The organism is Streptococcus sp. HMSC062B01 (genome assembly GCF_001811085.1).
In the GTDB taxonomy this organism is placed as follows: domain Bacteria; phylum Bacillota; class Bacilli; order Lactobacillales; family Streptococcaceae; genus Streptococcus; species Streptococcus gordonii.
This window is the reverse complement of record NZ_KZ672786.1, coordinates 1-23,280: the sequence shown is the minus strand read 5'-3', so window position 1 is coordinate 23,280 and position 23,280 is coordinate 1. Positions and strand designations below refer to the sequence as shown.

At 40.9% G+C, this 23,280-nt stretch carries 26 protein-coding genes and 1 pseudogene; 24 read left to right on the top strand and 3 right to left on the bottom strand.

The features are described 5' to 3' along the window. Window positions 1-73 precede the first annotated feature (73 nt). The 10 genes and pseudogenes from HMPREF2780_RS06585 to HMPREF2780_RS06540 all read left to right on the top strand — a co-directional run bounded on the left by HMPREF2780_RS06585 (window position 74) and on the right by HMPREF2780_RS06540 (window position 9,718). Window positions 74-2,470: pseudogene (locus tag HMPREF2780_RS06585) on the top strand (glycogen/starch/alpha-glucan phosphorylase). A gap of 152 nt (window positions 2,471-2,622) precedes the next feature. Further along, window positions 2,623-3,123, top strand: coding sequence for a phosphatase PAP2 family protein (locus HMPREF2780_RS06580; protein WP_061595975.1), 501 nt, complete (start codon window positions 2,623-2,625; stop codon window positions 3,121-3,123). 305 nt (window positions 3,124-3,428) lie between these two features. After that, window positions 3,429-3,629 carry a F0F1 ATP synthase subunit C gene (locus HMPREF2780_RS06575; RefSeq protein ID WP_045503865.1) on the top strand — a complete coding sequence of 67 codons (201 nt, stop codon included), beginning with the start codon at window positions 3,429-3,431 and terminating at the stop codon, window positions 3,627-3,629. 35 nt (window positions 3,630-3,664) lie between these two features. Further along, window positions 3,665-4,381, top strand: coding sequence for a F0F1 ATP synthase subunit A (gene atpB / locus HMPREF2780_RS06570; RefSeq protein ID WP_045503863.1), 717 nt, complete (start codon window positions 3,665-3,667; stop codon window positions 4,379-4,381). 18 nt (window positions 4,382-4,399) lie between these two features. Then, window positions 4,400-4,894 carry a F0F1 ATP synthase subunit B gene (gene atpF, locus HMPREF2780_RS06565; RefSeq protein WP_045503861.1) on the top strand — a complete coding sequence of 165 codons (495 nt, stop codon included), beginning with the start codon at window positions 4,400-4,402 and terminating at the stop codon, window positions 4,892-4,894. Further along, window positions 4,894-5,430: a F0F1 ATP synthase subunit delta gene (locus HMPREF2780_RS06560; protein ID WP_105026395.1), complete on the top strand. Its 537-nt coding sequence runs from the start codon at window positions 4,894-4,896 to the stop codon at window positions 5,428-5,430. The genes atpF and HMPREF2780_RS06560 overlap by 1 nt, the downstream gene beginning before the upstream one ends. Before the next feature lie 14 nt (window positions 5,431-5,444). Then, a complete protein-coding gene (atpA, locus tag HMPREF2780_RS06555) occupies window positions 5,445-6,950 on the top strand; it encodes a F0F1 ATP synthase subunit alpha (protein ID WP_061585654.1) in 1,506 nt (501 codons plus the stop codon). Window positions 6,951-6,965: 15 nt separating this feature from the next. Further along, a complete protein-coding gene (locus HMPREF2780_RS06550) occupies window positions 6,966-7,847 on the top strand; it encodes a F0F1 ATP synthase subunit gamma (protein ID WP_008809478.1) in 882 nt (293 codons plus the stop codon). Between the two features lie 37 nt (window positions 7,848-7,884). After that, entirely contained in the window at window positions 7,885-9,291 is a 1,407-nt protein-coding gene (gene atpD, locus HMPREF2780_RS06545) for a F0F1 ATP synthase subunit beta (RefSeq protein ID WP_008809477.1), read from the top strand. 7 nt (window positions 9,292-9,298) lie between these two features. Then, window positions 9,299-9,718, top strand: coding sequence for a F0F1 ATP synthase subunit epsilon (locus tag HMPREF2780_RS06540; RefSeq protein ID WP_008809476.1), 420 nt, complete (start codon window positions 9,299-9,301; stop codon window positions 9,716-9,718). A gap of 43 nt (window positions 9,719-9,761) precedes the next feature. Here the strand turns inward: HMPREF2780_RS06540 and HMPREF2780_RS06535 are convergent, their stop codons facing one another. Continuing rightward, window positions 9,762-10,625: a YitT family protein gene (locus HMPREF2780_RS06535; RefSeq protein ID WP_046165304.1), complete on the bottom strand. Its 864-nt coding sequence runs from the start codon at window positions 10,623-10,625 to the stop codon at window positions 9,762-9,764. A 253-nt stretch (window positions 10,626-10,878) separates the two neighbouring features. Here HMPREF2780_RS06535 and tmk point away from each other — a divergent pair, with 253 nt between their 5' ends. The 8 genes from tmk to nth all read left to right on the top strand — a co-directional run bounded on the left by tmk (window position 10,879) and on the right by nth (window position 16,545). Then, on the top strand, window positions 10,879-11,517 hold the full coding sequence (gene tmk / locus HMPREF2780_RS06530; protein ID WP_105026394.1) for a dTMP kinase: 639 nt from the start codon (window positions 10,879-10,881) through the stop codon (window positions 11,515-11,517). Next, a complete protein-coding gene (locus HMPREF2780_RS06525; protein ID WP_082307475.1) occupies window positions 11,514-12,413 on the top strand; it encodes a DNA polymerase III subunit delta' in 900 nt (299 codons plus the stop codon). The genes tmk and HMPREF2780_RS06525 overlap by 4 nt, the downstream gene beginning before the upstream one ends. Window positions 12,414-12,427: 14 nt before the next feature. Then, window positions 12,428-12,751, top strand: coding sequence for a DNA replication initiation control protein YabA (gene yabA / locus HMPREF2780_RS06520; RefSeq protein ID WP_008809472.1), 324 nt, complete (start codon window positions 12,428-12,430; stop codon window positions 12,749-12,751). A 2-nt stretch (window positions 12,752-12,753) separates the two neighbouring features. After that, entirely contained in the window at window positions 12,754-13,608 is an 855-nt protein-coding gene (gene rsmI, locus HMPREF2780_RS06515) for a 16S rRNA (cytidine(1402)-2'-O)-methyltransferase (RefSeq protein ID WP_061602155.1), read from the top strand. A 47-nt stretch (window positions 13,609-13,655) separates the two neighbouring features. Further along, window positions 13,656-14,159, top strand: a complete 504-nt coding sequence (locus HMPREF2780_RS06510; protein WP_082307476.1) for a methylated-DNA--[protein]-cysteine S-methyltransferase — start codon at window positions 13,656-13,658, stop codon at window positions 14,157-14,159. Between the two features lie 3 nt (window positions 14,160-14,162). Beyond that, on the top strand, window positions 14,163-14,516 hold the full coding sequence (locus HMPREF2780_RS06505; RefSeq protein WP_008809469.1) for an arsenate reductase family protein: 354 nt from the start codon (window positions 14,163-14,165) through the stop codon (window positions 14,514-14,516). Between the two features lie 492 nt (window positions 14,517-15,008). Beyond that, window positions 15,009-15,464, top strand: coding sequence for a hypothetical protein (locus tag HMPREF2780_RS06500; protein WP_082307477.1), 456 nt, complete (start codon window positions 15,009-15,011; stop codon window positions 15,462-15,464). A gap of 451 nt (window positions 15,465-15,915) precedes the next feature. Continuing rightward, window positions 15,916-16,545, top strand: a complete 630-nt coding sequence (nth, locus tag HMPREF2780_RS06495) for an endonuclease III (protein ID WP_045773167.1) — start codon at window positions 15,916-15,918, stop codon at window positions 16,543-16,545. A 180-nt stretch (window positions 16,546-16,725) separates the two neighbouring features. Here nth and HMPREF2780_RS06490 read toward each other — a convergent pair whose 3' ends face one another. Then, complete coding sequence (locus tag HMPREF2780_RS06490) at window positions 16,726-17,112, bottom strand: bleomycin resistance protein (protein ID WP_045773168.1); 387 nt, start codon at window positions 17,110-17,112, stop codon at window positions 16,726-16,728. A gap of 11 nt (window positions 17,113-17,123) precedes the next feature. Beyond that, window positions 17,124-17,951 carry an exodeoxyribonuclease III gene (locus tag HMPREF2780_RS06485; protein ID WP_045773169.1) on the bottom strand — a complete coding sequence of 276 codons (828 nt, stop codon included), beginning with the start codon at window positions 17,949-17,951 and terminating at the stop codon, window positions 17,124-17,126. A 140-nt stretch (window positions 17,952-18,091) separates the two neighbouring features. On the opposite strand from HMPREF2780_RS06485, the gene HMPREF2780_RS06480 reads away from it, so the two are divergent. The 6 genes from HMPREF2780_RS06480 to HMPREF2780_RS06455 all read left to right on the top strand — a co-directional run. Next, window positions 18,092-18,358, top strand: coding sequence for a YetF domain-containing protein (locus HMPREF2780_RS06480; protein WP_052702425.1), 267 nt, complete (start codon window positions 18,092-18,094; stop codon window positions 18,356-18,358). Between the two features lie 127 nt (window positions 18,359-18,485). After that, window positions 18,486-20,486, top strand: a complete 2,001-nt coding sequence (metG, locus tag HMPREF2780_RS06475) for a methionine--tRNA ligase (RefSeq protein ID WP_105026393.1) — start codon at window positions 18,486-18,488, stop codon at window positions 20,484-20,486. A 209-nt stretch (window positions 20,487-20,695) separates the two neighbouring features. After that, window positions 20,696-21,232 carry a hypothetical protein gene (locus HMPREF2780_RS06470; protein WP_061595968.1) on the top strand — a complete coding sequence of 179 codons (537 nt, stop codon included), beginning with the start codon at window positions 20,696-20,698 and terminating at the stop codon, window positions 21,230-21,232. Between the two features lie 415 nt (window positions 21,233-21,647). Further along, entirely contained in the window at window positions 21,648-22,403 is a 756-nt protein-coding gene (locus HMPREF2780_RS06465; RefSeq protein WP_061595967.1) for a DeoR/GlpR family DNA-binding transcription regulator, read from the top strand. A gap of 200 nt (window positions 22,404-22,603) precedes the next feature. Next, window positions 22,604-23,029 carry a galactose-6-phosphate isomerase subunit LacA gene (lacA, locus tag HMPREF2780_RS06460; RefSeq protein WP_012130598.1) on the top strand — a complete coding sequence of 142 codons (426 nt, stop codon included), beginning with the start codon at window positions 22,604-22,606 and terminating at the stop codon, window positions 23,027-23,029. A 16-nt stretch (window positions 23,030-23,045) separates the two neighbouring features. After that, window positions 23,046-23,280 (top strand): RpiB/LacA/LacB family sugar-phosphate isomerase (locus HMPREF2780_RS06455; protein ID WP_199774051.1); only part of this gene is annotated, 235 nt, incomplete at its 3' end.

The window sequence follows — 23,280 nt, the reverse complement described above, 5'->3', positions numbered from 1 at the left end:
TCTTGATTGAAAAAAGTATTTCTACATTAAAAAACTGTTTCCCGCTATCAAGAAAGGGAGATTATCGTCCACAATGGAACTGACAAAAGAGCAATTTATCCGAGATTTTAAGGATATTTTACATGAAAGACAATTAATAAAAGTAGCTGATGCAACGCCGAGAGAACTCTTCCAAGCTCTAGCTAATACTGTCCGTAAGTATATTACTCCACTATGGTTGGAACGTCGTAAAAAGTTGGTCGAACACCGCCAAAAAACAGCTTATTACTTCTCTATTGAGTTTTTACCGGGTCGTATGTTAGAAACTAACCTACTCAATCTTGGGATCCTTGATACTGTCAAAGATGGTTTTGCAGAAATGGGCGTGGATTTTACAGCTGTAAAAAATGCTGAGCATGACATGGCTCTTGGAAATGGTGGTCTCGGTCGTTTGGCTGCTGCCTTTATGGATTCTCTTGCTACAACGGGCTATCCTGGTTTTGGAAATGGGATTCGCTATCGCTATGGCCTCTTCAAACAACGGATTGTAGATGGATACCAGGTTGAAATTCCCGATGACTGGTTTGGAAGACTGGGGAATGTCTGAGAGACTCGAAAGGATCATGATATTGTAGACGTTAAAATTTTTGGTAATGTTTATCTTCGTGCTAACGAAGAAGGAAGAATTGTACCAGTTTATGAGAATTCTAAAACCTTGCGTGCGGTGCCTTATGATGTGCCTCAGATTGGTTTTGGCAATGACAATGTCAATAACCTGCGACTTTGGGATGTTGAGATTCCAGAAGAATATGAGTTGGACTATCCGACGATCGAAGCTCGTCGCCGTGTACAGGATATAACAGCTATTCTCTATCCAGATGATTCTAGTCATGAAGGTAAAGAACTCCGTTTGATTCAGGAATACTTTATGACCAGTGCAGGTTTGCAGACAATTATCACTTCTTATTTGAAGCAAGGCCTACCTTTAAAAGATATTCATGAGAAGGTTTCTGTCCATATCAACGATACCCATCCAGCTGTTGCACCGGCTGAATTTATGCGTCTTTTGATGGATGAATATGGTCTTGAATGGGCAGATGCTTGGAATGCAACGGTTAAGACCATGAGTTATACTAACCACACTATTTTATCTGAAGCTTTGGAAAAGTGGGATGCTGAACTCTTTAAGAATGTCCTGCCTCGGGTCTATCAAATTATCTTGGAAATTGATAACCGCTATGTGACAGAAATGGCTAGTCGCGGGATTGCTCCGCAAATCATTGAAAATACTCGGATCGTCAAAGACAATCAAATCCACATGGCTCATTTGGCGATCATTGGCGGTCATTCGATTAACGGGGTTGCCAAACTCCATACTGAATTGCTCAAAGAAGATACCTTGCGTGACTTTTATGCTATCTATCCAGAGAAATTTAACAACAAAACAAATGGAATTATCCAACGTCGCTGGTTGCAGATTGCGGATGAGCCTTTATCAGCTGAGATTGATAAGCTAATTGGTAAGGGCTGGAGAAGTGATATCCATGAGCTGCGTAAGCTTTTGGAATTCAAGGACAATCAGCAAGTGCTGGGTGATTTCTACCGAGTGAAGCAAGAAGCCAAGGCTCGTCTGGCTGACTTCATCAAGGAATCAACAGGAGTAGAAGTTTCTACAGAAGCTATCTTTGATGTGCAGGTAAAACGCCTCCACGCCTACAAGCGTCAGCTCCTTAATTTGCTTCATATCATCAAGCTCTACTGGGACCTTAAGGACAACCCTGACAAGGATATGGTGCCACGTGTCTTTATCTTTGGTGCCAAGGCTGCTCCAGGCTACCACTTTGCCAAGTCTGTTATCAAACTGATCAATGAAGTGGCCAATCTGGTCAACAAGGATGAAAGCCTACAAGACAAACTCAAGGTTGTTTTCCTAGAAAACTACCGGGTCAGCCTGGCTGAGCTCATCATTCCAGCAGCAGATGTGTCTGAGCAGATTTCTCTGGCTTCCAAGGAAGCTTCTGGTACTTCCAACATGAAGTTCATGATGACAGGTGCCATTACCCTAGCTACTCTGGACGGAGCCAACATCGAAATCAAGGATGAAGTCGGTGACGACAACATTGTTATCTTCGGGATGGACAAGGATCAAGTTTACGAACACTATGCCCGCCATGATTACTACTCACGCGGTGTCTATGAGAGCAATCCAGACATTCGTCGAGTGGTCGACACCTTTGTCAACGGAACCATTCCAAACGTTCGTGAAGAAGGATCTGAAATCTACGAAGCCCTCATCACCCACAATGATGAATATTTCCTCTTGGAAGATTTCCATGCCTATGTAGAAGCTCAAGAGAAGATTGATGCTCTCTATCGTGACAAAGAAAAATGGGCTCGCATGAGCTTGATCAATATCGCTACATCTGACAAGTTCACCTCAGATGATACCATTGAGCAATATGCCAAGGAAATCTGGAACTTAGAGAAGTAGTATTCTTTGGCAATTATGAATATTAAGAGATTGAGACTTTGTGCTTAGTCTCTTTTGGTATTCAACTGGGCTCTCATTTTAAACTGCCAAAATTAAAACCGAAATTAGAAAGAACATATGAGCTTAACTTATTTGAAAAACGGTGATAAGGTTTGAAAGACTACACAATTTTCTATCAACAATTAACGGCTCCCTTTCGTAGTCGACCTCAATGGGTGAAGGGATTTGTTTATTTTAATCGGGCGATGACACTTTTCATGCCTTTAGTCTATGGACTAGTTCTGCTTAGTGCCTATATTAATAAAGGGTGGAAAGGACTGCTTGCTTTTTGGCTCCTACCAGCTATTGGATTTTGTCTTTTATCAATTATTCGAAAAAGGATAAATCAGCCTCGTCCTTACGAAAAATGGGCTATTCAGCCTTTGCTGGATAAGGATACATCAGGCAAGTCCATGCCCAGCCGCCATGTTTTCTCAGCAGCCTTGATTTCCATGTGCTTGCTCTACTTTTTCTGGCTACCGGGGCTCCTCTGCCTCTTGCTTTCAGCAGGCTTAGCTGCGGTGCGCGTGATTGGCGGGGTACACTATCTAAAGGATGTGCTAGTCGGCTATCTTTGTGGAATTTTCTGGGGAAGTATTCTTTTCTTATTATAAAATGCCTAAGGGACTTTCGATTTTTCTACCGCTAATTTAACTAAAAATACTTAGTAGCAGTTGTCAATTTATTATTGTTGATTTGACAAAGAAGAACAGTTTTAGCACTTTTGTCCTATTTGATAGTTATTTTTTAGAAAAACCAAGAAAGAAATGGCGAAAAAAAGCTGGTTTTATTTACCATATTTAATGAAGAAAAGGCTAATAAATTAAAATCGCTTACAATGTGTAAAAACATTTGACAAAACAGTTTTTTAGGACTAAACTAAGGAAGTAATTTTAAAAACACAAAAGGAGAATTCATCATGAATTTAACATATTTAGGACTTTGTTTGGCCTGCTTTGGCGTATCGCTTGCTGAAGGTATGATTATGAGTAATCTATTTAAGGCGGCGTCTCGTCAGCCAGAAATTATCGGTCAATTGAGAAGTCTCCTAATCTTGGGAGTAGCCTTTGTTGAAGGTACTTTCTTTGTAACGTTGGCTATGTCCTTTGTTATCAAATAAGAAAGTATTCTCTTTAGAAAAGGGGGTGTCATCTGTTGGAAGAAAGTATTAATCCAACTATCAATGTGGGTCCTGTGACCTTTGATTTGACCCTGCTGGCCATGACTCTGCTAACGGTGTTTGTAACTTTTGGACTTGTTTATTGGGCAAGTCGAAAAATGACGATTAAACCGTCAAGAAAGCAGAATGCTCTGGAATACATCTATGATTTCGTTATAGATTTTACCAAGGGAAATGTTGGTGAGCATTATATGAAGAATTATTCGCTCTTTCTATTTTCCCTCTTTCTTTTCGTAACGGTGGCTAATAACTTGGGATTAATGGCCAAGGTTCAGACAACCAATGGTTTCAATCTCTGGACATCGCCGACCGCCAATCTCGCTTTTGACTTGGGCTTCTCTCTTTTAGTGACGGTATTCTGTCACGTTGAGGGAATCCGTCGTCAAGGAATAAAAGGATATCTAAAAGGTTTTGTGACTCCAGGTATCATGACACCCATGAATATCTTGGAAGAATTTACCAATTTTGCTTCGCTAGCCTTGCGGATTTATGGAAACATTTTTGCAGGTGAAGTATTGGCTGGTTTGCTCTTGACTTGGGCACATCAAGCAGCGTATTGGTATCCAATTGCCTTTATTATGAACATGGTTTGGACTGGTTTTTCCATCTTCATTTCCTGTATCCAAGCCTATGTTTTTACCATGCTAACATCTATGTATCTTGGTAAGAAAATTAATGGTGAGGAAGAATAAAAAGAAAGGATAGATAAAATGAATATAACCGTAGGTGAAATTATTGGCAACTTTATCCTGATTGCCGGCTCCTTTCTTCTTTTAGTATTTCTCATTAAGAAGTTTGCTTGGGGCAATATTATCGGGATTTTAGACCAGCGTGCTCAAAAGATTTCAGACGATATTGATGGAGCAGAATCTGCTCGTAAAAAGGCAGAAGATTTAGCGCAAAAGCGTGAAGAAGCCTTGGCGGGAAGCCGTGAAGAAGCTGCTACTATTGTTGAAACAGCTAAAGAAACTGCTGAGAAAAACAAAGCGAGTATTTTAGCTGACACGACTGAAGAAGTTAGCCGATTGAAGCAAAAGGCAAATCAAGAAATTGCTCAATCAAAAGCAGAAGCTTTAAGATCAATCAAGGGTGATGTGGCAGATTTGTCAATTGATTTGGCTAGTAAGATTATTGGCCAAACCTTAGACAAGGAAGCTCAAAGTCAATTGATTGACAGTTATATCGACAAGCTAGGAGATGCCTAATGGACAAGAGAAGCGATGCGATTATTGAAAAGTATGCTGCTCCATTTGTCCAAATAGTGCTTGAAAAAAATCAGCAAAGAGATGTATTTAGAGAACTAAGTCAGATTAAGGGGATTTTTGAAGAAACCCATCTTGCTGACTTTTTATCGCATATTGGCGTCAGTCAAGCTGAAAAAAGTAAGGTTCTTCGTTTGTTTCAAACATGTGATTCGGTCTTGGTGAATAACCTGATTGAAGTCCTAATTACAAACGGACGAGAAAACTTCTTTTATCCAATCTTACTCGATATCTTGAAGAAAATCGAGAAGGAAACCAAAGAGTTCGAGGTAACCATCCACTCAGTGGAGGGATTATCAGAAGAGCAGAAAGCTCGCCTCATTCCTCTTATTGAAAAGAAGATGAATCTCAAGGTTCGTTCTATCAAGGAAAATTTGGATAGGAGCTTGATTGGTGGCTTTGCCATTACAGCCAATCATAAGATAATTGACACAAGCATTAAGCGTCAGTTGAAAGCAGTTAAAGAAAAATTGAAATAGAAAGTGGTGTTCTTTTGGCAATTAACGCACAAGAAATCAGCGCTTTAATTAAGCAACAAATCGAAAATTTCCAGCCGGATTTTGATGTTACTGAGACAGGTGTAGTAACCTATGTCGGTGACGGAATTGCGCGTGCGCATGGGCTGGATAATGCCATGAGTGGAGAGCTTTTAGTCTTTGAAAATGGCTCTTACGGGATGGCGCAAAACTTAGAATCAAACGATGTTGGGATTATTATTTTAGGAGATTTTACTGACATTCGTGAGGGGGATACCATCCGCCGTACAGGTAAGATCATGGAAGTTCCTGTAGGGGAAGCCTTGATTGGACGTGTTGTGGATCCTTTAGGTCGGCCGGTAGATGGTCTGGGCGAGATTGCAACAGATAAAACACGGCCAGTTGAAACGCCTGCTCCAGGTGTTATGCAACGGAAATCAGTTTCTGAACCTTTGCAGACTGGTCTCAAGGCGATCGATGCCTTGGTTCCGATTGGTCGTGGCCAACGGGAATTGATCATTGGGGACCGTCAGACTGGTAAGACAACCATTGCTATTGATGCGATTCTAAACCAAAAAGGCCAAGATATGATCTGTATCTATGTAGCTATTGGTCAGAAAGAATCAACAGTTCGTACACAGGTAGAAACGCTCCGCCAGTATGGTGCACTTGACTATACTATTGTCGTGACTGCATCTGCTTCACAACCTTCTCCATTGCTTTACCTTGCTCCTTACGCTGGTGTAGCAATGGCGGAAGAGTTTATGTACAATGGCAAGCACGTTTTGATCGTCTATGATGATTTGTCAAAACAGGCGGTAGCTTATCGTGAATTGTCCCTCCTTCTTCGTCGTCCACCAGGTCGTGAAGCTTTCCCAGGGGATGTCTTCTATCTTCACAGCCGTCTCTTAGAGCGTTCAGCTAAGGTTTCTGACGAATTAGGTGGAGGTTCTATCACAGCTCTGCCATTTATTGAAACACAGGCAGGTGATATCTCAGCCTACATCGCAACAAACGTGATTTCAATCACTGACGGACAAATTTTCCTCAGCGACAGCCTTTTCAATGCTGGTGTTCGTCCAGCGATTGATGCGGGTTCTTCTGTATCACGGGTTGGGGGATCAGCTCAGATCAAGGCTATGAAGAAGGTAGCCGGAACCTTGCGGATTGACTTGGCTTCCTATCGCGAGCTAGAAGCCTTTACCAAATTTGGTAGCGACTTGGATGCTGCGACTCAGGCAAAACTAAACCGTGGTCGTCGAACAGTAGAAGTATTGAAACAGCCAGTTCATAAGCCGCTTCCTGTGGAAAAGCAAGTAGTCATTCTCTATGCTTTGACTCATGGCTTCTTGGACAGTGTTCCGGTTGATGACATTCTTCGCTTTGAGGAAGAATTATTTGCCTACTTTGATGCACATCAAGAAGGTATTTATGAAACAATCCGAACGACTAAGGATCTTCCGAGTGAGGAAGTTCTGGATGCCGCTATTACTGAGTTTGTCAATCAGTCTAGCTTTAAATAAGAATAGAGGTGTCAGATGGCAGTTTCATTGAACGATATCAAAAATAAAATTGCATCCACAAAAAACACCAGTCAAATCACTAATGCAATGCAAATGGTATCAGCAGCTAAGTTAGGAAAATCTGAGGAAGCAGCTAAGAACTTTCAAATTTATGCTTCCAAGGTTCGGAAACTCTTAACGGATTTGCTTCATGGACATGAGGCAGAAAATGCTAAACACCATCCAATGCTGACAAGTAGACCAGTCAAAAAAACAGGTTACATTGTTATCACATCTGACCGTGGCTTGGTTGGTGGCTACAATGCCACCATTCTCAAAGCCATGATGGAGCTGAAGGCAGAATACCATCCAAAGGGAGATGATTTTGAGATTCTCTGTATTGGAGGTGTTGGTGCGGACTTTTGTCGAGCTAGAGGGGTTCAGCCAGTTTATGAACTGCGTGGTTTACCCGATCAACCAAGCTTTGATGAGGTTCGTAAGATTATTAGCAAAGCCATCGAGATGTATCAAAATGAACTTTTTGATGAGCTCTATGTCTGTTACAACCATCATGTCAATAGTCTGACTAGTCAGATGCGGATTGAGCAAATGCTACCAATTATTGACTTGGATCCAAATGAAGCTGACGAAGATTATACCGTTAATTTGGAATTAGAATCTAGTCGGGAAGCTATTTTGGACCAATTGTTGCCTCAGTTTGCTGAGAGCATGATTTATGGGGCTATTATTGATGCTAAGACAGCTGAAAATGCTGCCGGCATGACAGCCATGCAGACAGCGACTGATAATGCTAAAAAAGTCATCAGTGATTTGACGATTCAGTACAACCGCGCTCGGCAGGCTGCCATTACGCAGGAAATTACTGAAATTGTGGCGGGTGCTAGTGCCCTAGAATAGGCCACTGATTAATTAGAAATTAAACGAGGGAAATAACATGAGCTCAGGCAAAATTACTCAGGTAATCGGGCCAGTCGTAGACGTTGCGTTTGCAGCTGGAGATAAGCTACCTGAGATAAATAATGCACTTGTAGTCTATAAAAATGATGAGAAAAAATCAAAAATCGTCCTTGAAGTAGCTCTTGAGCTTGGTGATGGAGTGGTTCGGACTATCGCCATGGAGTCAACTGATGGTTTGACACGTGGTCTGGAGGTTCTTGACACAGGTCGTCCGATTTCTGTACCGGTTGGTAAAGAAACCTTAGGTCGAGTTTTCAATGTCCTTGGGGACACTATTGACTTGGATGCACCGTTTGGGGATGATGCAGAACGTCAACCAATTCATAAGAAAGCACCGACCTTTGATGAGTTATCAACTTCATCTGAAATCCTGGAAACGGGAATCAAGGTTATCGACCTTCTAGCACCTTATCTGAAAGGTGGGAAGGTTGGACTCTTCGGTGGTGCCGGAGTTGGTAAAACCGTCTTGATCCAAGAATTGATTCACAACATTGCCCAAGAGCACGGTGGGATTTCTGTTTTTACAGGTGTTGGAGAACGGACTCGTGAAGGGAACGACCTTTACTGGGAAATGAAAGAATCTGGCGTTATTGAGAAAACTGCCATGGTTTTTGGTCAGATGAATGAACCACCAGGAGCACGTATGCGTGTTGCCCTAACTGGTTTGACAATTGCTGAATACTTCCGTGATGTAGAAGGCCAAGACGTGCTGCTCTTTATCGATAACATCTTCCGCTTTACTCAAGCTGGTTCTGAAGTATCTGCCCTTTTGGGTCGTATGCCTTCAGCAGTTGGTTACCAACCAACACTTGCAACAGAAATGGGGCAACTCCAAGAGCGTATCACATCAACTAAAAAGGGTTCTGTAACCTCTATCCAGGCTATCTATGTGCCAGCGGATGACTATACTGACCCTGCGCCAGCAACAGCCTTCGCTCACTTGGATTCAACGACAAACTTGGAACGTAAGTTGGTACAATTGGGGATTTACCCAGCCGTTGATCCACTCGCTTCAAGCTCTCGTGCCTTGGCACCTGAGATTGTCGGAGAAGAGCACTACGCAGTAGCTGCTGAAGTTAAGCGAGTCTTACAACGCTATCACGAATTGCAGGATATCATCGCAATTCTAGGTATGGACGAATTGTCTGATGAAGAGAAAACTCTGGTTGCTCGTGCACGTCGGATCCAATTCTTCCTATCACAAAACTTTAATGTGGCAGAGCAATTTACAGGTCAACCTGGTTCTTATGTACCAGTAGCTGAAACTGTTCGAGGCTTCAAAGAAATTCTTGAAGGAAAACATGACAAGTTACCAGAAGATGCCTTCCGTGGAGTGGGTTCTATTGAGGATGTTCTGGCTAAAGCAGAAAAAATGGGATTCTAAGAGGTGAATGATGGCTCAAATGACAGTACAAATCGTTACTCCGGACGGTCTCGTTTATGACCACCATGCTGCATTTGTTTCCGTAAAGACCATTGATGGAGAGTTGGGGATTTTACCTCGTCACATCAATACCATCGCTGTTTTAGAAGTAGATCAGGTCAAGGTACGCCGGGTCGATGATGATAAACATATCGACTGGGTAGCAGTCAATGGCGGAATCATTGAAATTGCAGATAATGTCATTACGATTGTGGCGGACTCAGCTGAGCGTGAGCGAGATATTGATATCAGCCGGGCTGAGCGAGCTAAACTTCGAGCTGAGCAAGAAATCGAAGAAGCACACGACAAGCACTTGATTGACCAAGAGCGCCGGGCTAAGATTGCTCTGCAACGGGCAATTAACCGGATTAACGTTGGAAGCAAATAAAAAGGAATCCAAATTTTGGATTCCTTTTTGTGTGGATCTATTGTTAACGAGCGATTGGTTGTTTGTTTTCGTCTAATGTAAATCCTTCCCCTAAAATCTCGTGAGCCTCTGTAATTGTGATAAAGGCATGAGGATCAATTCGATGGATAATTTCTTTCATCTGTTGCATTTCATTTCGAGCTAAGACGCAGTAGATGACTTTGTAGTCTTGCTTTGTGTAGTAACCAGTACCATTTAGCAAGGTCACACCTCGATCAAGTTCCTCAACAACAGCCTGTGCTAATTCTTCAGATTTTCCAGTAACGACTAAGAAACCTTTACCAGCATAACCACCTTCGGCGATCAGATCAATAACACGAGAAGCAATAAAGACAAATACTAGTGTATAAGTTACAAGACGCAAGTCTTTAAAGACAATCACGACTAAGAAAAGAACAAAGAAGTCAACGGCAAACATGAGTTTTCCGATAGAAATATGGGTGTATTTATTTAAAATTCGAGCAATAATATCGGAACCTCCGGTTGTTCCACCGGCGTTGAAAATGATTCCTAGTCCGGCTCCGAGGATGATACCAGCTATCAAAGACACAATGACCAAGTCTCCGTCTAAATCTACTACAAAGGGAATTTTTTCAAAAATGGCCAGCCAAGCAGATACAGAGAATGTTCCTATCAGGCTGTAGAAGAAAGATTGTTTCCCCAGAATCTTCCAAGCAAAGAAGAAGAGAGGGAAGTTGATCACTAGGTTCATAACGGAAACCGGAAGTTTAAATAAATAGTAGGTAATGAGGGTAACCCCAGTGACTCCACCTTCAAATAAATGATTGGGAATAGCTAAATAATTGATCCCAAAAGAAAAAAGGCCTGCACCAAATATAATCCAAAGTATGTTTTTTAATCTCAGCATAAGAATCTCCTCCAAAAAATTTCCTTTTTATATTGTATCAAATGTTTCTAACTTATGTAATGAATTTAATGATTTTTTTTGATAAAATAGTAAAAGAATTGTAAAAAAATAGAACGAGTATTGCTTTCTGGCAGTAAGGAGTCTGTAAGTTTCTCATATTTGCATACAAACTAGAGGAAAGACGAACGGGCTGCCAAGTATGTAAGGGCATTATAGGAACATTCCTTGCTCTATAAGCATAGAAAAGGAACATATGAAAAGAGGATTATTAGTTTCGCTAGAAGGACCGGATGGAGCTGGAAAATCTAGCGTTTTAGAAGCTCTGGTACCGATTTTAGAAGCCCAAGAGCATCAGGTAGTGACAACTAGAGAGCCTGGTGGAGTCCCAATTTCAGAGGCTATTCGAGAAGTGATATTGGATCAGAATAATACAGAGATGGATGGGAAGACAGAACTTTTACTTTATATTGCCAGTCGTAGGCAGCATTTGATAGAAAAAGTGCTTCCTGCCTTAGAAGCTGGTAAATTAGTTATCATGGATCGTTTCATTGATAGTTCTGTTGCCTATCAAGGTTTTGGTCGTGGTTTAGATGTGGCAGATATTGAATGGCTCAATCAATTTGCAACGGATGGTCTTAAGCCAGATCTAACCTTGTATTTTGATTTAGATGTCGAAGAAGGTCTTGCTCGCATCGCTAAAAATAAGAATCGTGAGGTCAACCGTCTTGACTTAGAGGGACTGGAAATGCATCAACGAGTCCGTCAGGGTTATCTCTATAGCTTGGAAAAGGATCCAGAACGCCTAGTTAAAATTGATGCCAGCCAGGCTTTGGAAGATGTTGTAAAAGATAGCCTAGCTGTCTTAAACCAGCATTTAAATAGTAAATCATGAACATTAATGAATTAAAGGAACTTCAACCTAAAATTGTTGATCGTTTTGAACGAATTCTAGAGCAAGATAAGCTGAACCATGCTTATCTTTTTACAGGAAATTTTGCCAGCTTTGATCTGGCCCAGAAATTAGCTCAGAGCCGTTTCTGTCAGAATAAGATGGGTGTTTGGCCATGTGGTGAATGCCGGTCTTGTCGACTGATTGCTGAGGAAGATTTTTCAGATGTTACAGTGGTTCGCCCACAAAATCAAATCATCAAGACAGAACGTATACGAGAGCTACTCAAGAATTTTTCACAGAGCGGAGTAGAAGGTAATGAGCAGGTATTTATCATTTGTGAGGCAGAAAAAATGCACCTGAATGCAGCAAATTCTCTCTTAAAAATGATAGAAGAACCTCAAAGTGAGGTATATATTTTCCTTCTGACCAGTGATGAAAATTTGATCTTACCTACGATTAAAAGTCGGACTCAGGTCTTTCATTTCCCAAAAAATGAAGATTATTTGGTAGCGAAATTGGAAGAGTCTGGCTTGCTTAAGGACCAGGCGCAGCTTCTTGTAGCTTATAGCCAGACTTTGGAGGAAGCTCAAAACTTGCAGACTAGCAAATCCTTCTTTGATGTAACACAAGTCTGTCAGCGCTTTGTTGATCTTTGTCTTGCTAAGAATGATTTGGCCTTTTTACAGGTTGCTAGATTAAGCAGTTTGGCTGATGATAAAGAAAAACAGGACCAGATTTTTAGGATTCTAGAGATTTTATTTTCTCAACATATAGAGAAAGAAAGTGGTCGGACTTCTTTAGATAGATTGTTTCAATCTCGAAAAATGTGGCGGGCAAATGTGAGTTTCCAAAATGCTTTGGAATATATGATCATACAGCCAGCAAAGCGTAGCTAAGGAGAAAAATAGATATGGATAAAAGAGAAATATTTGACGCTTTAGATGATTTTTCACAAAATCTAATGCTAACTCTGGCTGAAGTAGAAGCAATTAAAAAAAATCTAAAGAGTGTTATTGAGGAAAATACAGTTCTGCGCTTGGAGAATGACAAGCTAAGAGAACGACTCGGAGAAGTGGAAAAAACAGGACCAAGTAAAGGTGGCGGTCAAGGACGCGAGAATCTTGAACGGATTTATTTGGATGGTTTTCATATATGCACAGACTTCTATGGTCAAAGACGAGATAATGACGAAGAAGAATGCGCCTTTTGTAATGAATTATTGTTCAGGGAGTAGCCATGCAAATTCAGAGAAGTTTTAAAGATACGTCATCCTATGGTAAGCTCTATCTGGTGGCGACTCCGATTGGTAACCTGCAGGATACTAGCACTCGTATGTTAGAAACTCTTGAGAAAGTGGATTATATTGCGGCAGAGGATACACGTAATACTGGTCGCTTGTTGGATTATTTCGATATTTCGACCAAGCTAATCAGTTTTCATGACCACAATTCCAGAGCCAGGATCCCAGAAATCATTGCTCTTTTAAAAGAAGGTCATGATCTTGCCCAGGTATCAGATGCAGGTCTCCCCTGTATTTCGGATCCAGGCCACGACTTGGTAAAAGCTGCCATTGCAGAAAACATCATTGTCGTATCAGTGCCAGGTCCCTCTGCCGGAATTTCAGCTCTGATTGCTAGTGGTTTGGCTCCTCAACCCCACATTTTTTTTGGTTTTCTTCCTAGAAAAAAAGGCCAGCAAAAAGAATTTTTTGAAAGCAAGAAGGCTTATCCCGAGACGCAGATTTTTTATGAATCCCCCCATCGGGTCAAGTCGACTTTGGAAAATATGCTGGAAGTTTATGGAGACAGACAGGTAGTTCTAGTTCGCGAGTTGACAAAGATTTATGAAGAATACCAGCGGGGACTGATATCTGAATTACTGGAAGCCATTGGTGATGAGCCACTCAAGGGTGAGTGCCTACTGATTGTAGACGGTGCTAGTGAGGAGAAAGCTGATAAATCAGAAGAGGAATTATTGGCTGAAATTGATTTTCTCATTGAAACCGGCAGTCAAAAAAGCAAGGCTATCAAAGAAGTTGCGAAAAAATATGGTTTGAATAAGAGTGACTTGTACTCAACCTATCACCAGTAATCATACAAGTGACTGAGAGCTAAAAGACAAGAAAGGGACTAAAAAAGTTGACTTATTATAAAATGATCTATCATTCTCCTTTGGGTCCTCTTTCTTTGGTTGCGGATGAAAGCGGACTGAGAGGTGCTTGGTTTGTTGGTCAGAAATATTTTGAGCGTGGTCTAAGTGGACAAGTAATTGAAGCAAGCAATCCCTTTCTCGAGCAGACTGCTCAGCTTCTTGATGCCTACTTTGCTAGTCAGGATGTAGATTTCTCAAGTTTGACTTTAGCAGATGCAGGGACTGATTTTCAAAAGCGCGTTTGGAACTATTTGAGTCAGATTCCTAAAGGGCAGACGGTGACTTATGGGCAAATTGCCAGAGACCTTGATGTTGCTTCTGCTCAAGCGGTCGGAGGAGCTGTTGGTCGGAATCCATTTTCCGTTATCATTCCCTGCCATCGCGTTTTGGGAAGTCAAGGACAAATGACAGGATATGCTGGTGGTTTAGATAAAAAGCTCTGGCTTTTAAACCATGAAGCAAGAGAGATTGATAGAAAAAAATTGAGGTGAACTATGTTACAATTTATCGAATACCCAAAATGCTCTACCTGCCGTAAGGCCAAGGCTGAGCTCAATCAATTAGGAGTGGACTTTGAAGCGGTAGATATTGTCCAAAATACACCTAGCCGGGACCAACTTCTAGACTGGATCCAGAATTCTGATTTTGAGATCAAGTCCTTTTTCAATACCAGCGGACTCAAATACCGTGAACTAGGACTCAAAGAAAAAGTTCCACATATGACAGCTCAGGAAGCTGCAGATTTATTATCAACAGACGGTATGCTGATTAAACGACCGCTCTTGGTTCGAGATAACCAAATCTTGCAGATTGGCTACCGGAAGGCGTATGAAGAGTTGGGGCTGTGAGAAGATAAGGCTTGATAAAAAGGCTATTATATTCATCTGTAGTCAAATAGAACGACAAAATGAAATAGAGAACATCCAATTGTGTTAGATAATAAAAAAACAGACTGAAATCAAGAAATAGGAAAGATTTAGTCACAAGTAAAGAGGCGAATGGATTGGAAGCCTCTTTTTTTCTAACATAGAATTTTTTACCAGTTTGTTGAAGTTGTGGATAAGGCTTCTAAACAATTTCATTTGATATTTTGTAAGATGATCTTCCACCTTGCCGGGAAAGTGATGTCGAAAAACATATGTAGGTAGGTAAGTAAGCCCAAGAATTTTTGGGTCTATATTATTAAAGATGAGGAAGAATTATAATGCTTCTATTTTTTAAAATATGATATAGATCTTTTAGAGAAGGTTAGTGAAAAAATATTATATTTATGTGAATTAGTTGTTGATTTAGATACAAATCAAATTGTACACCTTGATTTTCTTAATAGGTAGGAAAATATGTTTAAAATAATAAAGAAAGAGTATAATCAGCAAGAGGAGTTAATATATAAAACAGATACAAAGGAATTAATAGCTACTCCAACAATAACTAGCGATATTACTTTTAGTTTTATATATTTATTTTTAGGTTTTAATTCAGAAAATATGGAATCCACCCAACTTTGGGGGTATCATAACGACTTTTCTTGGTTAAAAACAAGTTTGGTGCCTCCTAAATCTGATAAAGGTGTTATTGTTGTTACAGATAATGATATTAATGGGGGAGATAGTTTTCGCATTGACTATGCTTACAATTGGGAAACATATTATGATGTGCAATCGGGTTGGCTTAAAATTGGCTCTAAAATTTTAAGGGAAGATCTTAACCATGTTGAATTTTTCAGAAATACTATTGCTGGTATTGATGGGCATGGCAATATCCAAGAATTTTGGCTCAAACCTAAATTTAAATGATTTGAAACTAATATAGTGTTTCCTAGAATATAGGTTTCTTTGTGACGAATATTTGATCCTCTATTTCGAACTGGTTGACAGGTTTGTCTTGGTTACAGACTGGTATCTATACTTTTATTTTCAAAGATTATGATTTCTTTTTGATTGATGATGAAGAAGAACTGTAAACCTTTAAATAGTGAAGAACTTCTTCTTGATGGAAATAGGTATAAGGAGTATCAAGTGGGATGGAAAAAATAAATTCCAGTCCCATCAACAGGAAATCTGCATTGAAAAGAGAAATATTTAGGAAAGAATATACAAGATGTCATGATTTTTCTTTTAGAGAATGTGGTTCAAGTAGATTGTATAATCGAATCTGGGTTAGAAAGCGTGTCAGTAGAAGCTCCTAATGACATTAAAAAGCTTTTCATGATATAATAAATCTATCTCAATCTTAGAAAGAAGAATCATGGTTTTATCAAAAAAACGGGCTCGTCATGTGATTGAAGAGATTATTGCTCTCTTCCCTGACGCTAAGCCTAGTCTGGATTTTCGCAATCACTTTGAGCTTTTGGTTGCGGTCATGCTGTCGGCTCAGACGACAGATGCTGCGGTCAATAAGGTAACGCCGGCTCTGTTTGAAGCCTATCCAAGTCCTCAAGACATGGCTATGGCTGGTGAAGCAGACATTGCTAAATATATCTCCCGCCTAGGGCTCTATCGCAACAAGGCCAAGTTTTTGAAGAAATGTGCTCAGCAGCTTTTGGACGACTTTGACGGCCAAGTACCACAAACGCGGGCAGAATTGGAAAGTCTAGCGGGAGTCGGCCGCAAAACGGCCAATGTTGTCATGAGTGTGGGATTTGGCATTCCAGCTTTTGCTGTCGATACCCATGTGGAGCGGATTTGCAAGCACCATGATATCGTTAAAAAGTCCGCAACGCCACTTGAAGTAGAAAAGCGAGTAATGGATGTTCTCCCACCGGAACGTTGGCTGCCTGCCCATCAGGCCATGATTTACTTTGGCCGGGCCATCTGCCATCCTAAAAATCCTGAGTGCGATCACTATCCGCAACTCTATAACTTTAAAGACATTTAAAAGAGAGTGGGACAGAAATCGGTAATTCGTTAGAATTCGATTTCGTCGTCCCACCTCCGCACAGTTGAGTAGGGCTGTAAAAGCTGATGGAATCAGCGTAGTAGAGCCCACTCAACCACTGCGTCTTGCTCGACAATCCAAAGACAATTGAGAGGCTAGGACTTTTGTCCCAGCCTCTTCTTATTCACTAAATCTTAAAAAATAACCATCTGGATCCAAAATTGCAAACTCATGAGGGTAGATAAAGTTATCTCCCACTCGAAATTCTCTTTTTGTCAGCGGACGATAGATGGGATAGTCAGCTTCCAGCAGTTTTTGGTGGAGCTGAGGAACATCCTCAATGCCAAAGGAAATATTGACACCACGTCCGAAAGGATAGGCCAGATGGGCTAATTCTTCTGTGCTGCCTTCTTCTAGCATAAGTTGGCAGTCTTCAAGTGAGAGGAAGAGAAATTTCTCCTCTGGACGTTCGTATTCGACAGAGAATCCCAGCAAGTCACAGTAGAAGTGGCGCGACTTTTCGATGTTGGATACCACAAATTCGGGAATGACGGCTTGATAGTCCATTCGTTTTCTCCTTAGAGTTCAATCTCCATGACAATGGGTGTGTGGTCTTGGCGCGCACCGGAGTCAATCATATCAGATTTGGTCACCTTGTCAGCCACGCGGTTGCTGGTCAGCCAGTAGTCGATTCTCCAGCCTGTGTTGTTAATTTTAGAAGTCTTGCTACGTTGTGCCCACCAAGTATATTGGTTAGGGATATCGCCGTGTAAATGGCGGAAGGTATCGGTAAAGCCTTTAGCCAGCAGGTTGGTGAAGCCAGCGCGCTCTTCATCGGTAAATCCTGGTGAACGGCGGTTGCTAGCTGGATTGGCCAGGTCGATTTCCTTGTGGGCCACATTGTAGTCGCCAGTAGCGAGGACTGGTTTTTGTTGATCTAGTGTTGCCAAGTATTCAGCGTATTTGGCATCCCAGACTTGACGGTCATCCAAGCGTTTGAGGCCATCGCCAGCATTAGGTGTATAAACCTGAGTGACGAAGAAGTCGTCAAATTCCAGCGTAATGATGCGTCCTTCGACATCCATGGTTGATGGAGCACCGATTTCTGGGAAGGTTACGGTTGGCGTCAGTTCTTTTTTGTAGAGGAACATGGTTCCTGCATAGCCCTTGCGAGCCGGCTCTTGGGAGGAACGCCAAGTGTTTTCGTAGCTTGGGAAAAGATTTGTCAAAATTTCCAAGTGTTTTTTTGTCGGACCTGTCGCAGATAGTTTTGTTTCCTGAATGGCGATAATATCTGCATTTTCTGTTTGCAAGGTCTGAAGGACGGCTTGAGAGAGCTGAGCGCGGGCAGAATCACTGGTCAATGCAGCGTTGAGAGAGTCAATATTCCAAGAAATGAGTTTCATAAAATTTCCTTTTCTAGTAGAAGTTTGCTGAGTTTATTATAACAAAATTTAGAACTGATTTATAGCAAAGTGATTTCAAGAAGCTTGGGAAGTAAGAAAGATTTTCTATATTTATGTTTTGAGTCAGACCAGTCAGAAAAATGGGGTTTCGCTTGCATCTTCTAGCACTAGCAAGTCAAGCGGGTCTGTCTGGAACGAAACAGCTAACTCATCGTCGAATAAAGAGGCGTAAAAAAACTAAATCCACCTTATCACCAAATAATCTTGTTCAAATTAATATTATAAAGTCTATTGGCAAAACAGAGGAATGGCTGGTGGAAAGGCTGTCTAAAGACGGCTATACTGATATTTTGAATACCTTCATCGCGGAGTATGAGAGTCGGAATTTGAATGTTGTGACCTATTAAACCTAGAATAATTTCTGGTTTTTTAATTATATTTACTGTGGGTGACTGTCTTTTCTCAAACCTTGCAAAATATGGTATAATGAGGTGTTATCAAAAAAGGTTTCATTAGCCTTGAAAGGATTAAAAAATGACTGAAAAACAATCGTTTTATATTACAACCCCTATCTACTATCCGAGTGGTAAACTCCATATCGGGTCTGCTTATACAACTATTGCCTGTGATGTTCTGGCTCGCTACAAGCGTCTCATGGGCTACGATGTTTTCTATTTGACGGGTCTAGATGAGCACGGTCAAAAGATTCAGCAGAAAGCTGAAGAAGCCGGAGTTACACCACAGGCATATGTTGATGGAATGGCAGTTGGGGTCAAGGAACTCTGGAAATTGTTAGACATTTCTTACGATAAATTTATCCGGACAACTGATGACTACCATGAAAAAGTAGTAGCGCAAGTCTTTGAACGCTTACTTGCTCAAGATGATATCTACTTGGGTGAATACTCTGGTTGGTATTCAGTTTCAGATGAAGAATTCTTTACAGAAAGTCAGCTTGCGGAAGTTTTCCGTGATGAAGCTGGAAATGTAACGGGCGGTATCGCTCCATCAGGTCACGAGGTGGAATGGGTTTCAGAAGAGTCTTACTTCCTTCGCCTCAGCAAGTACCAAAATCGTTTGGTCGAATTTTTCAAATCACATCCTGACTTCATCACTCCTGATGGTCGTCTTAATGAAATGCTGCGTAACTTCATTGAGCCAGGTTTGGAAGACCTAGCCGTATCTCGGACAACCTTTACTTGGGGAGTTCCAGTACCATCCAATCCGAAACACGTTGTCTACGTTTGGATTGATGCCTTGCTTAACTATGCGACTGCTCTTGGCTACGGTCAGGATGATCATGCTAACTACGATAAATTCTGGAACGGAACAGTCTTCCACATGGTAGGAAAAGACATCCTTCGTTTCCACTCTATCTACTGGCCAATCCTGCTCATGATGTTGGATATTAAGCTACCTGATCGCTTGATTGCCCACGGCTGGTTTGTCATGAAAGATGGCAAGATGTCCAAGTCTAAGGGAAATGTGGTCTATCCTGAAATGCTGGTAGAACGTTATGGACTAGACCCTCTTCGTTACTACCTCATGCGTAGTCTCCCTGTTGGTTCAGATGGAACCTTCACTCCTGAGGACTATGTGGGTCGTATCAACTACGAGTTAGCCAATGACCTTGGAAACTTGCTCAACCGTACTGTTTCTATGATTAACAAGTACTTTGACGGTCAAGTGCCAGCCTATGAAGAAAATGTAACAGACTTTGATGGAGCGCTGGCTCAGGTGGCAGCTGAATCCATTGCTGACTACTACAAACACATGGACGCAGTGGACTACCCACGCGCCCTAGAAGCAGTCTGGACGCTTATCTCTCGTACCAATAAATACATTGATGAAACGGCTCCTTGGGTTTTGGCTAAGGATGAGGCCCTCCGCAATCAACTTGCAAGTGTTATGAGCCACTTGGCAGCCAGTCTTCGTGTTGTGGCACACATGATTGAGCCTTTCATGATGGAAACCAGCAAGGCTGTCCTCAGCCAACTTGGCTTGCCTCAAGCAACTTCGCTGGAAAACCTAGCAATTGACCAGCTCCCAGCAGGTCTGACAGTCGTAGAAAAAGGAACACCAATCTTCCCGCGTCTCGATATGGAAGAAGAAATTGCCTATATTAAAGAACAAATGGAAGGCAACAAACCTGCACTTGAAAAAGAATGGAATCCAGAGGAAGTCGAGCTCAAACTCAACCGCAAGGAAATCAAATTTGACGACTTTGATAAGGTTGAAATCCGAGTTGCTGAAGTCAAAGAGGTTTCTAAAGTTGAAGGATCTGATAAGTTGCTTCAATTCCGCTTGGATGCTGGTGATGGTGAAGACCGTCAAATCCTCTCAGGAATTGCGAAATACTATCCAAACGAGCAAGAACTGGTCGGTAAGAAAGTCCAAATCGTTGCCAACCTCAAGCCACGTAAGATGATGAAAAAATATGTCAGCCAAGGAATGATTCTCTCAGCTGAACATGGCGACCAACTGACTCTTCTTACAGTGGATGAGAAAGTACCAAATGGAAGTTTGATTGGATAGAAGGATTGAAGTTTTAACTGATACTTGTCTTATCTATTGTGGAAATAAGAAAGACCGCGAAGGCGGTCTTTTATTCTTTCTTCCCAGATATAACCAGTTTTCTATATTAGGGGATATGGCTTTGATTAGGTCGGTTTTATCCTAGCATTTTACCAAGATGAAGAATTAAGGTATACTAGGTGTAAGATTTTTTATTGGAGGTATGAGTGATGATAAAAAAATGGGACAGAAAAACAGTCTTAACCTTACTATATAGTTTTGTCGCACTGGCTTTAGCGGTGACAGTTTGTTTTCTTCTTGTGTCTAAGTTTAGTCATAAGGAGCAGCCAAAACAAGCGAGTTCTTCTACATCAGTTTCGACATCTAAGTCTGACAGCTCAGAGCAAAAAGTTAGCATTTCAGGTGAATATGTAGCGAATACGGGTGATAAAGCTAAAATTGACGGTGGCAATAAGGAATGGAAGATTAATTACCAAACTCCTGATGGTGCTGTTTCAGCAGAATTTACGACAGAATGGAAATCAGAAGGAGAGACTTTAATAGCGACTGATAAGATGAGAAAGTCAGATGGCAATAGCGACTTTACCATTACTATCCGTATCTTCAAGTATAAGACTGCCAAGCAACCTCTCATAACGATTACCATGTCAGACGGCAATCCTGCCCATGAAATGGTTTTTGCTAATCAAAAAGATTTTTTTGAACCGAGCGATGAGAATGGTGAAGGAACACAGACTACAGAATAAATTGATTGAGAGATAGAATTACGAGAGAAGATTTAATTTGTGTTGGTGGAAAAGTGAATAACACTAAGCTCCTCTCACCTAATTCTCATTCTAGCAGTCAATTTCCTACCCTAAATGTTCGGTCTGGGAATACGGGATATCTAATTGCTCTATTAAAAATTGGATTTCCTAATCCTTACGGAGACCTTTCAGATTCAAGCAAAGCTAGATTGGCACTGGGGCAAAACATTGGAAATCTTCCTGCTGATCAGTATTATTATAGACAATAGAAGAGTCAGAGACGAGAAGGGTGAATAACTCTATTCTCGTTTTTTTAGTTAACAAAACAAAAAAATGTTTGAAATAAACAGAAATATGTGGATAAAATGAGAGAAATGAGTTATAATGAACAAAACCAAGCTAGAGAGGATGGAGTATGAGTAAGAATCAAAGACAAGATGAAATTCTTAAATTTGTGGATCGAGCTGGAACTGTAACGGTTGCGGAGATCATGGAGACCATGAAGGTTTCCGATATGACAGTTCGCCGTGATTTGATAGAGTTAGAAAACCAAGGAAAGCTTACGCGAGTATTTGGTGGGGCGAAGAGTAATAAGGTGCAACAATATCGAGAGCTACCGCATGAAGAAAAGCTTTTTAAAAATATTGAGGCCAAGCGAACTGTTGCCAAGAAAGCTGTCCAGCTTATCGAGGAGGGAGACACTATCTTTCTAGGTCCTGGAACATCGGTCGAAGTGCTAGCTGAGGAAATATCAAATCAACATCTGCGCGTGATTACGAATTGCTTGCCTATTTTTAACGATCTACTCAAGAAAAAATCAGATACCTTTAAAGTTTTTCTGTTAGGTGGAGAAATGCGTGATGCTACTCAAGCTTTTGTCGGTGAAATGACCAATGCTCTTATGGATCGTATGTATTTTAGTAAGATGTTTTTCAGTGGAAATGGCATCAAAGATGGTCAAATTATGACATCTTCCTTTGAGGAAGCTTATACTCAGAAGCTAGCCTTAGACCGTTCAAAAGAAAGCTATCTTCTTATCGATTCATCTAAAGTTGGCAAGGAGGATTTCACTGCTATCTGCTCCTTATCGGAGATAACAGCCTTAATCACGGATCAGACTTCAGAAGCTGTTCAGGGAGAGTTGGAAGTTTATACAAAAGTAATTTCCTAGTTTAATCTAATTAAATAAACAGTTAGTCAAAAGCCCTTTAAAGGGCTTTTTTGTTTATTTAAATCAATAGATAGAGTTTCTTTGAAAAAAACAAACAAATAATGTTGACAAAAAACGATGAATTTAGTATATTATTAATATATTAAAAGAAAGCGTTTTACTATAATTCTTTCTGATATATTAAACAAAGGAGAATGCTCATGGCAATTATTATAGGTGCAGATGCTGCTGGAAATAAGTTGAAAGATGTGGTTAAGGAGTTTCTCATTGGAGAAAACTTTGAAGTAGTCGATGTGACCAAAGAAGGTCAGGATTTCGTTGATGTGACATTGGCAGTTGCAGCTGAGGTGAATAAGCAAGAGGAAAATCTTGGTATTGTCGTTGATGCTTATGGGGCTGGTCCGTTCATGGTAGCGACTAAAATCAAAGGCATGGTTGCAGCAGAAGTATCAGATGAACGTTCAGCTTACATGACTCGTGGTCACAACAACTCTCGTATGATCACAATGGGAGCTGAAATTGTTGGAGAAGGCCTGGCTAAGAATATTGCCAAAGGTTTTGTCAATGGTAAATACGACGGCGGACGTCACCAAATCCGGGTCGACATGCTCAACAAAATGTGCTAAGAAAAGGAGAAGTCAAATGAAAATTGCAATTGGATGTGACCATATCGTTACCAATGAAAAAATGGCTGTTTCAGATTTTTTGAAATCAAAAGGCTATGAAGTCCTTGACTTTGGTACTTATGACCATACTCGTACTCACTACCCCATCTTTGGTAAAAAAGTAGGGGAAGCAGTTGTTAGCGGACAAGCTGATCTTGGGGTATGTATCTGTGGTACAGGTGTTGGTATCAATAACGCTGTTAACAAAGTTC

Excerpts from the sequence above, each read along its gene's own strand:
- HMPREF2780_RS06480 (WP_052702425.1), top strand. The coding sequence starts at position 18,092 with ATGGGGTTTCGCTTGCATCTTCTAGCACTAGCAAGTCAAGCGGGTCTG.
- HMPREF2780_RS06550 (WP_008809478.1), top strand. The coding sequence starts at position 6,966 with ATGGCAGTTTCATTGAACGATATCAAAAATAAAATTGCATCCACAAAA.
- HMPREF2780_RS06490 (WP_045773168.1), bottom strand. The coding sequence starts at position 17,112 with ATGGACTATCAAGCCGTCATTCCCGAATTTGTGGTATCCAACATCGAA.
- rsmI (WP_061602155.1), top strand. The coding sequence starts at position 12,754 with ATGCAAATTCAGAGAAGTTTTAAAGATACGTCATCCTATGGTAAGCTC.
- HMPREF2780_RS06535 (WP_046165304.1), bottom strand. The coding sequence starts at position 10,625 with ATGCTGAGATTAAAAAACATACTTTGGATTATATTTGGTGCAGGCCTT.
- HMPREF2780_RS06560 (WP_105026395.1), top strand. The coding sequence starts at position 4,894 with ATGGACAAGAGAAGCGATGCGATTATTGAAAAGTATGCTGCTCCATTT.
- HMPREF2780_RS06540 (WP_008809476.1), top strand. The coding sequence starts at position 9,299 with ATGATGGCTCAAATGACAGTACAAATCGTTACTCCGGACGGTCTCGTT.
- atpF (WP_045503861.1), top strand. The coding sequence starts at position 4,400 with ATGAATATAACCGTAGGTGAAATTATTGGCAACTTTATCCTGATTGCC.
- HMPREF2780_RS06500 (WP_082307477.1), top strand. The coding sequence starts at position 15,009 with ATGTTTAAAATAATAAAGAAAGAGTATAATCAGCAAGAGGAGTTAATA.
- lacA (WP_012130598.1), top strand. The coding sequence starts at position 22,604 with ATGGCAATTATTATAGGTGCAGATGCTGCTGGAAATAAGTTGAAAGAT.
- metG (WP_105026393.1), top strand. The coding sequence starts at position 18,486 with ATGACTGAAAAACAATCGTTTTATATTACAACCCCTATCTACTATCCG.
- HMPREF2780_RS06485 (WP_045773169.1), bottom strand. The coding sequence starts at position 17,951 with ATGAAACTCATTTCTTGGAATATTGACTCTCTCAACGCTGCATTGACC.
- atpD (WP_008809477.1), top strand. The coding sequence starts at position 7,885 with ATGAGCTCAGGCAAAATTACTCAGGTAATCGGGCCAGTCGTAGACGTT.
- yabA (WP_008809472.1), top strand. The coding sequence starts at position 12,428 with ATGGATAAAAGAGAAATATTTGACGCTTTAGATGATTTTTCACAAAAT.
- tmk (WP_105026394.1), top strand. The coding sequence starts at position 10,879 with ATGAAAAGAGGATTATTAGTTTCGCTAGAAGGACCGGATGGAGCTGGA.
- HMPREF2780_RS06505 (WP_008809469.1), top strand. The coding sequence starts at position 14,163 with ATGTTACAATTTATCGAATACCCAAAATGCTCTACCTGCCGTAAGGCC.
- HMPREF2780_RS06470 (WP_061595968.1), top strand. The coding sequence starts at position 20,696 with ATGATAAAAAAATGGGACAGAAAAACAGTCTTAACCTTACTATATAGT.
- HMPREF2780_RS06575 (WP_045503865.1), top strand. The coding sequence starts at position 3,429 with ATGAATTTAACATATTTAGGACTTTGTTTGGCCTGCTTTGGCGTATCG.
- HMPREF2780_RS06525 (WP_082307475.1), top strand. The coding sequence starts at position 11,514 with ATGAACATTAATGAATTAAAGGAACTTCAACCTAAAATTGTTGATCGT.
- HMPREF2780_RS06465 (WP_061595967.1), top strand. The coding sequence starts at position 21,648 with ATGAGTAAGAATCAAAGACAAGATGAAATTCTTAAATTTGTGGATCGA.
- nth (WP_045773167.1), top strand. The coding sequence starts at position 15,916 with ATGGTTTTATCAAAAAAACGGGCTCGTCATGTGATTGAAGAGATTATT.